This window comes from Actinoplanes sp. NPDC049668, assembly GCF_044465445.1.
GTDB lineage: Bacteria > Actinomycetota > Actinomycetes > Mycobacteriales > Micromonosporaceae > Actinoplanes.
This window is the reverse complement of the sequence record NZ_JBITLR010000008.1, coordinates 1-11786: the sequence shown is the minus strand read 5'-3', so window position 1 is coordinate 11786 and position 11786 is coordinate 1. Positions and strand designations below refer to the sequence as shown.

At 67.7% G+C, this 11786-nt stretch carries 10 protein-coding genes and 2 tRNA genes; 9 read left to right on the top strand and 3 right to left on the bottom strand.

All coding sequences use genetic code 11. The annotated features are described in order from the left end of the window. Window positions 1-89: 89 nt before the first annotated feature. The gene (locus ACIBSW_RS30950; RefSeq protein WP_354719758.1) at window positions 90-725 is read right to left on the bottom strand and encodes a hypothetical protein; all 636 of its coding nucleotides are present in this window, start codon (window positions 723-725) and stop codon (window positions 90-92) included. Window positions 726-1282: 557 nt separating this feature from the next. Here ACIBSW_RS30950 and ACIBSW_RS30945 point away from each other — a divergent pair. Together ACIBSW_RS30945 and ACIBSW_RS30940 are read left to right on the top strand one after the other, a co-directional pair. Beyond that, window positions 1283-2212 carry a tetratricopeptide repeat protein gene (locus ACIBSW_RS30945; protein ID WP_354719759.1) on the top strand — a complete coding sequence of 310 codons (930 nt, stop codon included), beginning with the start codon at window positions 1283-1285 and terminating at the stop codon, window positions 2210-2212. A 549-nt stretch (window positions 2213-2761) separates the two neighbouring features. Next, window positions 2762-3496: a site-specific integrase gene (locus ACIBSW_RS30940; RefSeq protein WP_354719761.1), complete on the top strand. Its 735-nt coding sequence runs from the start codon at window positions 2762-2764 to the stop codon at window positions 3494-3496. Window positions 3497-3594: 98 nt separating this feature from the next. On the opposite strand, the gene ACIBSW_RS30935 is transcribed toward ACIBSW_RS30940, so the two are convergent. After that, a tRNA-Gly gene (locus ACIBSW_RS30935) sits at window positions 3595-3665 on the bottom strand. A 142-nt stretch (window positions 3666-3807) separates the two neighbouring features. Between ACIBSW_RS30935 and ACIBSW_RS30930 the strand changes: the two genes are divergently transcribed. The 7 genes from ACIBSW_RS30930 to ACIBSW_RS30900 all read left to right on the top strand — a co-directional run bounded on the left by ACIBSW_RS30930 (window position 3808) and on the right by ACIBSW_RS30900 (window position 9794). Then, a tRNA-Pro gene (locus tag ACIBSW_RS30930) sits at window positions 3808-3881 on the top strand. A gap of 40 nt (window positions 3882-3921) precedes the next feature. Then, entirely contained in the window at window positions 3922-5271 is a 1350-nt protein-coding gene (tig, locus tag ACIBSW_RS30925; protein ID WP_354719762.1) for a trigger factor, read from the top strand. A 206-nt stretch (window positions 5272-5477) separates the two neighbouring features. Continuing rightward, window positions 5478-6107 carry an ATP-dependent Clp protease proteolytic subunit gene (locus tag ACIBSW_RS30920; protein WP_184996956.1) on the top strand — a complete coding sequence of 210 codons (630 nt, stop codon included), beginning with the start codon at window positions 5478-5480 and terminating at the stop codon, window positions 6105-6107. 10 nt (window positions 6108-6117) lie between these two features. After that, window positions 6118-6774 carry an ATP-dependent Clp protease proteolytic subunit gene (locus ACIBSW_RS30915; protein WP_184996955.1) on the top strand — a complete coding sequence of 219 codons (657 nt, stop codon included), beginning with the start codon at window positions 6118-6120 and terminating at the stop codon, window positions 6772-6774. Window positions 6775-7006: 232 nt separating this feature from the next. Next, on the top strand, window positions 7007-8299 hold the full coding sequence (clpX, locus tag ACIBSW_RS30910; RefSeq protein ID WP_354719764.1) for an ATP-dependent Clp protease ATP-binding subunit ClpX: 1293 nt from the start codon (window positions 7007-7009) through the stop codon (window positions 8297-8299). After that, window positions 8296-8943 (top strand): GNAT family N-acetyltransferase, encoded by a 648-nt coding sequence (locus ACIBSW_RS30905; protein ID WP_404799531.1) that lies wholly within the window; start codon window positions 8296-8298, stop codon window positions 8941-8943. Before clpX ends, ACIBSW_RS30905 begins: the two co-directional genes overlap by 4 nt. Window positions 8944-8996: 53 nt before the next feature. Beyond that, complete coding sequence (locus ACIBSW_RS30900; protein ID WP_354719768.1) at window positions 8997-9794, top strand: carbon-nitrogen hydrolase family protein; 798 nt, start codon at window positions 8997-8999, stop codon at window positions 9792-9794. Between the two features lie 1115 nt (window positions 9795-10909). Here ACIBSW_RS30900 and ACIBSW_RS30895 read toward each other — a convergent pair. Continuing rightward, entirely contained in the window at window positions 10910-11125 is a 216-nt protein-coding gene (locus ACIBSW_RS30895; RefSeq protein WP_354719770.1) for a hypothetical protein, read from the bottom strand. Window positions 11126-11786: the final 661 nt, after the last annotated feature.

The following is an 11786-nucleotide window of genomic DNA, read 5'->3' as shown; positions in this document are numbered from 1 at the left end:
CGTTGACCACATGTCCCGGTGGCAAGCCGCGAAGCGGTGCGGCAGCGATCGACGGAAGCACGGCGGTGGGTGACCACCCGCGGCGATCGTCAAGGCCGGTCCGCGGGCCTGGGTTTGTCGCCGGTGGGCGCCACGATGTCTCCGGCGGCCTGGATGGCATCGAGGAAGCGCCGAAAGACCGGCCAGGGGAGTGTCCAGCGGCCGTGCATGGTTAGTGTCACGTGGTCGGCAGGCATCGGGGTGAACGGGCCATTCTCCGGCGTTGCGTCGGGGATGCGGACGTCGAGGTAGTTGTTCTCGGTGGCGTCCGGGTCGACTTCGGACAGCTCGTAGCTCCACGAGTCGGCGTCGCCGTTGTGGAAATGGTTGACCTCGAACCGTTGGCTTCCGTGTGACCAAGCGTTGATTGTCAACGGGAGCGCCGTCGCCTCGGCTGACAAGTCGCGTTCCCCGTCGACCAGGTCACCGCTGGAGTCGAGCTGGTCAATCAGCTTCTTCAGGATGAGCCAGGGAACGACGCCGCCACCGGCGTGGACTACGACGTGTTGAGCCGGCCTCGGCGTGAACGGCCCGTCCGGAGTCGCGTCGGGGATGTCGATGGCCAGGTATGGCCCGGTGCCGGGGGATCCGGTCAGCCCGGTCAGCTCGTAGTGCCAGGCAGCGTCGGGGAGGCTGTACATCGAGATGATTTCGTACAGCTTGCCGTCGTAGGACCAGATCTCCATCGTCGGATGATCGCAGCCTCCGTCGAGGACGCCGAATAAGTTCCCGTTGGCCGGCCCGCCGGCCGATGCCGTCCGAAGGCCGCCATCAGGCCGAGCGGTCCGGCCGCGCCGCGCTTGCGCGGCGCCTTGATCCAGAAGAGATCAATTCGGCAGTGAGGCGCGCAGTAGACATGTGACCCGACGATTGATGTGCGACGCGGATCCGCCAGGTGATGCGCGACAGACGTTCTCGGGGTTGGCAGTAGGGCGTCGGGACTCATCGCTTTGGTGAGGGAGTGCTGTCGGTTGGCTGCGGAAGCGTCGTCGGTGGTGGCTTTGGATCACGCGTTCGGGGTTGGGTGTGGTCGCTGTCAGATCATGGTCGTTGAGGTCGACCGTGTCGGTGTCGGTCGTATCGTGCTCGCCGTGGTGGAGGACTTCCGGCTGCTGGGTGAGGGTGGCTGGTGCCGGAAATCGCGGGTGCGGGGCAGGCACGGTGCCGAGTTGACGGCCAACGGTGGGCAGGCCGGGAGGGAACCTTGGTTCGCGATAGGTCGACTGTCACGGTCGCCCGATGGGTGGAGGTGCACCGGCTGGCGGTCGCGGGCCAGGAGCCCGCGATAGCCCGGGATCTCGGGGGCCGGGTGTCGGGGCTGTGGCTGCCCAGATCCCGGTTCGCGGACGTGGCCGCACTGGCCACCGCAACCCTGTCGCTCGGCCCGGACGCCGGATCCTTCTACGACCTGGGCTGGGCACAATCCTCCACCGGGCAGCCCCGAAAGGCTCTGGCCAACTACGAGCACGCGCTCCACCGGTACCGCAAGGTCGGCAACCGCGGCGGCGAGGCTGCCGCCCTCAGCGGCATCGGCCTCGTTTACAACGGGCTCGGGGACCGGCCGCAGGCCCTGGCCTACTTCCAGGAGGCCCTGTCCATCCGGCGGGAGGTCGGCGACCGCGAAGGCGCGGCCGCGACCCTTAACAGCATCGGCCTCGTGTACGACGGGCTCGAAGACTGGCAGCAGGCCCTGGCCTACTTCCAGCAGGCCCTGCCCATCGCCCGGGAGGTCGGCTCTCGCGTCGGCGAAGGCGCAACCCTCAACAGCATCGGCCTCGCGTACAACGGGCTCGGGGACCGGCCGCGGGCCCTGGCCTACTGCCAGCAGGCTCTGCCCATCACTCGGGAGGTCGGCGACCGCGCCGGCGAAGCCGCCACCCTCAACAACATTGGCCTCGTTCACAACGGGCTCGGGGACCGGCCGCAGGCCCTGGCCTACTACCAGCAGGCCCTGTCCATCCGGCGGGAGGTCGGCGACCGTGCCGGAGAAGCTACTACTCGGTACAACATCGCGATGATCCACAGGGCGGAACGGAATCTCGACCAAGCCGTCGGCGAACTTGAAATCGTCGTCGACCTCGACCGCCAAGTCGGCCACCCTAATCTCGAGTCGGACACCACCGCGCTCGAACAGGTACGCCAAGAACGAGCAAGAGATCGGAGAGGGACCTGATCACTCGATCGATCGGCATGGTTGAACATCCGACCTGAGTCGCCGAGATTGACTGCGCCGTTCTGCCGCCGACATGGCGCGCCTGACCGTCGCACGTCACGTGACGGACGCCTGTCGCACATCAGTTGTCGGGTCAAAGGGACTCCTCGCCGCTGTCCCGTCATGGCTGATGCTTGACACCTGCCGTGCGACGCTAGCGCTGCTTCGTTACTTGGTGATCAGGGCGCGTTCCACCGGGACCGGTTGACCCTCTCGCACTTCCAGGACTGCCCGGGGCGAGCCGGCCGAGAAATCAGGTTCGGGCGTTGCCTTGTGCTCTCCGCGTACGGGGAGCGGTGGATCGCCGAACGCAACCTCGCCCCGCGTACCCGCCAGGGCTACGAGTACCTGTTAGTTCTGCACATCAGGCCACACCTCGGCGCGCTGGCTCTCGGCGCGGTCTAGCCGGCCACGATCCGTGCATGGCGGCGCATCCTGATCGACGGCGGCACGCCCGAGCCGCAGGCGGTCAAGGCATACGCCCTGCTCCGGGCCATCTTCAACACGGCGATGAAGGGGGACGAGATCATCCGGCAGAATCCGTGCCGGATCAGCGGCTATGACCGCTATCACACTCCCGAGCGCCCCACGGCGAGCATCGCCCAGGTCTTCGCGCTCGCGGACGCCATGCCGACTCACTTCTCGGCCCTGGTCGTCGTCGCCGCGCTGTCGGGCCTGCGCTGGGGCGAGCTGGCCGCGCTGCGCCGGCGTGACGTCGACCTGGACGCCGCGCTCGTCCGGGTGCCGCGCAAGCTCGCCGTGTTGGACGGCCGGGTGGAGTTCGGGCCGCCGAAGTCCGCGGCCGGGGTCCGGGTCGTCGCGCTGCCGGCCGCCGCCGTCGAAGCGCTCACGGCGCACCTGGCCGCCTTCGTCGACGGCCACCCGGACGTGCTGATCTTCACAGGGGCGAAGGGCCGCGTGCTGCGGTCGAGTTCTTTCGGCAAGGCGTCCGGCTGGCGCGAGGCGGTGGCGTCGGTCGGGCTGCCCGGTTTCCACTTCCACGATCTGCGGCACACCGGGAACACCCTCGCCGCGTCCTCCGGTGCGAGCACTCGGGAGCTGATGCATCGGATGGGTCACTCAACGATGCGGGCGGCGCTGATCTATCAGCACGCGACCAGCGAGCGGGACCGTGAGATCGCCTCGGCGATGGACCGCCGGATCGCCAAGCAGTCCGGCAGGAAGACGGCGAAGGGTAAGAAGGCCGGCGGCCGGAAGAAGAAGGACGAGCGACCCTCGGGCTGAGCTAGTGGCCCGCCAATGGCCGCAAGATCATCTAGGGCTATGGAACGACGAAGGCCCAGGCTCGGGATATGCTCCCTGACCTGGGCCTTCGCGCTCGGAGCGGGCGACGAGAATCGAACTCGCGTAATCAGTTTGGAAGACTGAGGCTCTACCATTGAGCTACGCCCGCGTGACACCGCACTACTGCGCGGTGCCGGGGTCAGCCTACTGAATGCGGGCGCGGCATGCGAACCCGATATCCCCCGCGTGGCGCACGCGGGTGACGCCGCGGCACACGACACGCGGTGGACCGCATACACTTGCCGTCGCCACGGGGTGTGGCGCAGCTTGGTAGCGCACTCGCTTTGGGAGCGAGGGGCCGTGGGTTCAAATCCCGCCACCCCGACTTCACCAACACACGAAGAGATCCATCAAGGAGTACGCCTGTGAAGAGCACCGTCGAGACTCTGAGTCCGACTCGGGTGCGGCTCGCCATCGAGGTGCCGTTCGACGAGCTGAAGCCCAGCCTGCTGAAGGCGTACCGTGAGATCGGTTCTCAGGTTCAGATCCCGGGCTTCCGCCGGGGAAAGATCCCCGCAGCGGTCATCGATCAGCGCGTCGGCCGGGGTGCGGTCCTCAACGAGGCCGTGCAGGAGGCCATCCCGCAGCAGATCCTGGCCGCGGTGCGCGAGCACGACGTCAAGACGCTCGGCCGCCCCGAGGTGGAGATCACCGAGTTCGCGGACAACGAGCCGCTGAAGTTCACCGCGGAGGTCGACGTCCGTCCGGAGATCACCATTCCGGACCTTTCGGGCATCACCGTCGAGGTTCCGGCCGTCGAGATCGGCGATAACGAGATCGACGAGCAGATCTCCGGCCTGCGTGAGCGCTTCGCCACCCTCAAGACCGTCGACCGTCCGGCCGCGGAGGGCGACTACGTCCAGCTCGACCTCCGGGCGACCGTCGACGGCGAGGAGGTGCCCGGCGGCTCCGCGACCAACATCTCGCACGAGGTCGGCAGCAAGCAGCTTCTCCCCGGCCTCGACGACGTCCTCGTCGGCCTGGTCACGGGCGCCGACGCCACGTTCACCACGCAGCTGGTCGGCGGCGACTTCGCCGGCCGCGACGCCGAGGTGGCCGTCACGGTGCGTAGCGTCAAGGACAAGCAGCTGCCCGAGATCGACGACGAGTTCGCGCAGCTGGCGAGCGAGTTCGACACCCTCGACGAGCTCAAGGCCGACCTCAAGGAGCGGCTGGGCAAGGTCAAGAAGGTCGAGCAGATCTACGCCGCCCGCGACGAGGCGCTCAAGCAGCTCGTCGAGGCCGCCGACATCCCGGCGCCCGAGGGCATCGTCAAGGACGAGGTCGAGGGCCGCAAGCAGGCGATGACCGACCAGCTCGAGCGCATCGGCGCCAGCCTCGAGGACTACCTGACCTCCGAGGAGAAGACCGAGGAGCAGATCGACACCGAGCTGACCGAGGCGGCCACCGAGGGCGTCCGGATCCAGCTGCTGCTCGACACGATCGCGGACGCGGAGGAGATCCAGGTCTCCGACGACGAGTTCGGCCACGAGATCGTGCACCGCGCCCAGCGCGCGCAGATGCAGCCCCAGCAGTACTACGACCAGCTCGTGAAGTCGGGTGCGGCCGCGGCCGTCTTCGGCGACGTGCGCCGCGGCAAGGCCCTGGCCAACGTCATGGAGCAGGTCACGATGAAGGACTCCGACGGCAACACGCTCAGCCTCGATGACCTCCGCGAGGCCTCCGAGGACGAGCACGCCGGGCACAACCACTGATATCCGCCTCGGTTCGGCCGCCGCGCGCCCCTCGCGGCACGCGGCGGCCCACGCTTTTTTTCGGGTACGGCGGGAGCCGATGCGCTGTCAGCGAACACCTGCCCGAGCGGGAAGCTGATGCGGATGCGACCGGTTAGGTTGGTTCTACGACGGACAACCTGTCGGCCGGATCCCTCGGCCGACACAGTCAGCTGTGAAGGGCTGCCATGACCGATCTGCACATCCCTGCAAGTCCCACGCTGCGTGGTGACTCCCTCAGTGGCAACCTGGACGACTCGGTCTACAACCGCCTCCTGCGTGAGCGGATCATCTTCCTCGGCAGCGAGGTGACCGATCAGGTTGCCAACCGCATCTGCGCACAGCTGCTGCTGCTCTCCGCGGAAGACCCCGAGCGCGACATCAACCTGTGGATCAACTCGCCGGGTGGTTCCGTCTACTCCGGCATGGCGATCTACGACACCATGCAGTTCATCGACAACGACGTCTCCACCGTGGCCATGGGCATGGCCGCGTCGATGGGGCAGTTGCTGCTCTGTGCCGGCACGGCGGGCAAGCGCTACGCGCTGCCGCACGCGCGGATCATGATGCACCAGCCGTCGGGTGGCATGGGCGGCACGGCCGCCGACATCGCCATCCAGGCCGAGCAGATGCTCTACACCAAGCGCATGTTCCAGGACCGGGTGGCCTTCCACACCGGCCAGGACCAGGCGCAGATCGAGGCCGACTCCGACCGGGACCGCTGGTTCACGGCCGAGGAGGCCAAGAACTACGGCTTCATCGACAAGGTGATCACGGGTGCCACGCAGGTTCCCGAGGGCGCCGGAACGCTGAACTGAGGAGCTGACAATGACCGACCTGACGATGCCTCCCGGGTTCGCTCCGGTGCACAACCGCTACGTCCTGCCCTCGTTCGTCGAGCGCACGTCGTACGGCGTGAAGGAGTCGAACCCGTACAACAAGATGTTCGAGGACCGGATCATCTTCCTCGGCGTCCAGGTGGACGACGCGTCGGCCAACGACGTGATGGCCCAGCTGCTGACGCTGGAGAGCGCCGACCCGGACCGCGACATCCTGATGTACATCAACTCGCCCGGTGGGTCGTTCACCGCGATGACGGCGATCTACGACACGATGCAGTATGTCCGCCCGGACATCAGCACGGTCTGCCTCGGCCAGGCGGCCAGCGCGGCCGCGGTGCTGCTCTCCGGCGGCACCCCCGGCAAGCGGATGGCGCTCCCGCACTCGCGGATCATCATCCACCAGCCGGCCACCGAGGGCGGCTACGGCCAGGGCTCGGACATCGAGATCCAGGCCCGCGAGATCATGCGCATGCGTACCCAGCTCGAGGAGATGCTCGCGAAGCACTCCAACCAGTCGGTGGAGAAGGTCCGCAAGGACATCGACCGCGACAAGATCATGACGGCCAGCGAGGCCAAGGAGTACGGCCTGGTCGACACCGTCCTGGCCACCCGTAAGAAGAGCCTGCAGAACGCCGGCGTCTGAGCATCGACGTGTCATGTCGGGGGTCGGTCAGCGCGCGCTAGACTGACTGACCCCTGACACGCCCGTTTTGGGGGGTCGGAGAACTGCCCGACAGCGGGTAACGTCGAGCCAGCAACCTCAGTAACGCGGGTCGGCAGACGATGAACTCTGTAGGACGTTGTTTGGCGACGAGGAAACCATCCTCAGGCCAGGGGCCGGCATGAGCCGGCCGATGAGCGCAGGGAGAACGTAGGTGGCACGGATCGGCGACGGTGGCGACCTACTGAAGTGCTCCTTCTGTGGGAAGTCCCAGAAGCAGGTCAAGAAGCTCATCGCGGGCCCTGGTGTCTACATCTGCGACGAGTGCATCGACCTCTGTAACGAGATCATCGAGGAAGAGCTGGCCGAAACCGGCGAGGTGAAGTGGGAAGAGCTTCCCAAGCCGATGGAGATCTGCCAGTTCCTCGACAACTACGTGGTCGGGCAGGAGCAGGCCAAGAAGGCCCTCTCGGTTGCTGTCTACAACCACTACAAGAGGATTCAGGCCGAGTCGGCAGGCGCGCCCGGAGGTGGCAGCGACGTCGAGGTGGCCAAGTCCAACATCATGCTCATCGGCCCCACCGGCTGCGGTAAGACCCACCTGGCGCAGACGCTGGCCCGGATGCTCAACGTCCCGTTCGCGATCGCGGACGCCACGGCGCTGACCGAGGCCGGCTACGTCGGCGAGGACGTCGAGAACATCCTGCTCAAGTTGATACAGGCCGCCGACTACGACGTGAAGCGCGCCGAGCAGGGCATCATCTACATCGACGAGGTCGACAAGATCGCTCGCAAGAGCGAAAACCCGTCGATCACCCGCGACGTGTCCGGCGAGGGCGTCCAGCAGGCCCTGCTGAAGATCCTCGAAGGTACGGTGGCGAACGTGCCGCCGCAGGGCGGCCGCAAGCACCCGCACCAGGAGTTCATCCAGATCGACACCACCAACGTGCTGTTCATCGTCGGTGGGGCGTTCGCGGGCCTGGACCGGATCATCGAGTCCCGGGTCGGCCAGGGCGGCGTCGGCTTCGGCGCACACCTGCGCTCGATCTCGGACCGCGACACGGACGACATCTTCAGCAAGGTCATGCCCGAGGACATGCTGAAGTTCGGCCTGATCCCCGAGTTCATCGGCCGGCTGCCCGTCATCACCACCGTGCGCAACCTCGACCGCCAGGCGCTCATCAAGATCCTCACCGAGCCCCGCAACGCGTACGTGAAGCAGTACCAGCGGCTCTTCGAACTCGACGGCGTCGAGCTGGAGTTCGACACCGGCGCCCTCGAGGCGATCGCCGACCAGGCGATGCTCCGTGGCACCGGCGCCCGCGGCCTGCGCGCCATCATGGAAGAGGTCCTCCTCTCCGTGATGTACGAGGTGCCCAGCAACCCCGACGCCGCCCGGGTGCTCATCACCCGTGAGGTCGTGGTGGAGAACGTCATCCCGACGATCGTCCCCCGCGAGTTCGTCGGTCGCCGGGCCCGTCGCGAACGCGAGGAGAAGTCGGCCTGACCGCACCACACGGACTTCCGGAGGTCCTGGCCCGGGTCGAGCACCGCGAACGACTCCCGACCGACCCCTGGCTCGAGCTCGTGCCACCACCGTCGCCCCAACGGGCGGCGGTGGTGTCGTTTCCCGGCCATGTCGTGGTGGCCGCCGACGTCGACCGGTGCTGGGTCGACTCCCGGCTCGGCACCGACGACGACCTCAGCGCACCGCTCTCACCGGGGTTCCTCGGCGCCCTCGAGGAGCGCCTGGTCCTGACCGCCGGCAACATCGACGCGGTGCTGCTCGCCCCGCCGACGCCCGGCAAACCGGCGATCCCGCTCTCGCCGATCGCGGACAGCGACCACCCCCGGGTGGCCCGCGCTCGGCAGTACCGCCAGGACGTACGGGCCTGGACGTACGGGCCCGCGCTGCTCGTCCTGGGCCGGGGCCTCGCCGGCCGCTGGGAGGCCGCCGTCGAGGTGGCGGAGGGTGCCCGCAACGGGGGCCTGGGACGCTCTCTCGCGGCCGCCGCCCGTCAACTGGTACCCGACGGCCGGCCCGTGTGGGCGCAGGTCGCTCCGGGCAACGCGGCGAGCCTGCGCGCGTTCCTGGCGGCCGGCTACCAGCCCGTCGGCGCCGAGGCCCTGTTCATGCCGCCGCCTCGCTGAGCCCTCGTTCCTGGGAGCGGCGGGCGCGTGGCGTTGGCCGTACGCTGGCAGTCATGCGCGTCGCCGTATGCCAGCTGAACGCTCGGGACGATCGGGCCGCGAATCTGGCCGCCGCCCGCGACCTGCTTGGCCGCGCGGCCTCGGCCGGCGCGGACCTCGCGGTCCTGCCCGAGTACGTGGACTACCTGGGCCGGTCCGCCGGCCGGCCGAAACCCGAACCGGTCGACGGCGAGTTCGCCGAGTTCTTCTCCGCCGCCGCCCGCGAGCTGGGCATCTGGGTGCACGCCGGCTCCTTCCACGAGGCCGGCCCGGACGACGCGCGGACCTACAACACGTCGCTGGTCTTCGACCGCTCCGGCGAGCTCGCCGCCTCCTACCGCAAGATCCACCTGTACGACGTGGAGATCCCCGGCCGGGTGTCCTACCAGGAGTCCCGCTCGGTGGCACCGGGCGACAAGACCGTGGTGACCGACATCGACGGCGTCCGCACGGGCCTGTCGATCTGCTACGACCTGCGCTTTCCGGAGCTCTACCGGCGCCTGGCCGTCGAGGGCGAAGCCCGGATGATCGTGGTGCCGGCGGCGTTCATGATGCACACGGGGCGTGACCATTGGGAGGTCCTGCTCCGCGCCCGCGCGATCGAGAACCAGTGCTACGTGCTCGCGGCCGGCCAGATCGGCGACCATGATCCCGGCCGCACCTGCTTCGGCCGCAGCATGATCATCGACCCCTGGGGGACGGTGCTGGCGCAGGCGCCGGACACGGCCGGCGTCGTGACGGCGGACATCGATCTGGGCCGGCTGGAGGAGATCCGCAGCGAGCTGCCGAGCCTGGCCAACCGCCGTTTGTAGCCCGCCTCCCTACGGCCTCCAAAGCTCCCCGGCGCAGGCATCCTCGGCGACGCCGCCACGGCTAGGGCGTGCATCGCCTGCTTGAGATTCCGGCGATCTGGAGTAGCTCCGCCGTGGCCGGCTTCGGTGTGCCTCGCCCGCGGAAGTCACCGCGAGCTGCAGTGAGGCGATCTCGAGCCGTTCCTGTCGGCTGGTTACGGTGTGTATCGCCAACCCGCGCTGCTTCGGGTTCAAGGCAGGTCTTGCCCGGTGGTCGATGCGCGATGCTGGGCCGGTTGGCCAGACCGGCGTCGCCCTCGGCCCTCACCGGGCCGGCCGTTTGTAGCCGGTCCGTGGGAACAGCCGAGTCCGTGACCACCTGAGCGACCGAGACGCCCTTGGCCACGTCACGTGTGATCAGCACAGCCACCTGCCATGCGAAGACCTCGGGTCTCGGAGGAAGCGTCGCAACTCGCACCTCGTCGGAGGTCTACTCACATCAAGCCACACGCCGTCAAAGGCCTCGCCACCATGGGTTTCCGCGGGAGGCTCCGGCGGTGCGGGTGAGTCGATCTGGAGTCGGCCGACTGTTGCCGCACCGCCGTGGCTTGGCCAATCGGGGCATGGCTGGGGCGACTCTGATCCGGGACGCAGGGCTTGCCCATCCGCAGCCGGTCGGTGTGCCGCCGCGGTCCACCGGCCGTCGTATGTCCGTGGGCCGCTTGTCCCACGTTCGAGCGACCCGCTCCGGTGTTGCGAGCCAGCTTCTTGATCATCGTGCACCGGACCGGCTGGCAAAGGCCGAGTTGCTGGACGGCGATCTGATTCGCGGTTCCTGAACGGGCGGTGGGCTGAGGGGTGGCCACGGCGTGGAACCGCGCCGACGACAGCCGGGCAGCGCAAGCAGGGGTCTCGGCAGCTCCGCCGCCCTCAGTTCGTGAAGGTCGGCGTCGGGGCGCTGGCATTCCGAACGCGCCGGGCCGGGCCGGGGTGCAGGTGCGGGCGACACCGGGCGTTGGCGGCTAGAAATGGCGGGTGGAGCAGGGTGGTGGTGGCGGCCGGCGATGGGCCGGCGTCGTCTTCCGGGTCAAGTGCGACGAGATGTACCGCGGCGTGACTGCGTATCGGCAGGGCGGCTACAGGCTTTGCACGAGATAGCTGAGGACCGCGACGCACACCAGGGCGCCGCCCACGAGGAGCATTGCTCCGCCCATCCGGGTAGGTCCGCGCATGAACAGGCGGTGGACGGAGACGACCACCGCGGCCAGCACGAGAACGCCGATGAGCAGCTGTGTCAGCGGCGTCAGCAGACTGAACAGTGCGTCGGCGGCAAGCACCGGGGAAGCGGCCATGACTGCCACTCTGGCACGGGCGGGCACGTGATGGCGGGACGTGCATGACCGTCGATTTGCGTTTCGGGTGGGGGGTCGCGTAACTTTCTCTCTGCCCGAGGGGAACCGGACGGAGCGGCACGAAAGTGACCGATCCGAAGGAACCTCGAGGGCGGCTGACGGGAAGCGATATGCTGACCTCAGCGACCGGGCGAAGCGGGTGCCGGGAAACCGGATTTGCGCCAGCGAGAACGACCGGGTAGAGTCAAACGGCCAGCAGGAGCCGGGCGGATGGATCGTTAAGCGATCATCGGCCGGTCTGCAGAGGCCATCCGCATCGACGACCACCCCGGCGGGGTGAGCGTCAGCGCGGGAACCATTCGGGCGATGCTACGAAGGTCTTCGGATCTTCCAAGATCTAGGTCTTGCGCTGGCGAAGTCGACCGGGTAAGTTAGAGCGGTTGCCCCGAGCGGGTCACCTGAACAAGGTGGCAAGGTCGGTGTGTGGTTGTTCTTTGAGAACTCAACAGGGTGCTTGATAAGCCAGTGCCAATAGGTTTATGTCATGGCTGGGTCTGCTTTTTGCAGGTTTGGTTGTGGTTTCCTTTGGCAGCAAGTTTTCGGAATTTGTTGCCGGGATGATTTTCCAAAGGTTTTTGTTGGAGAGTTTGATCCTGGCTCA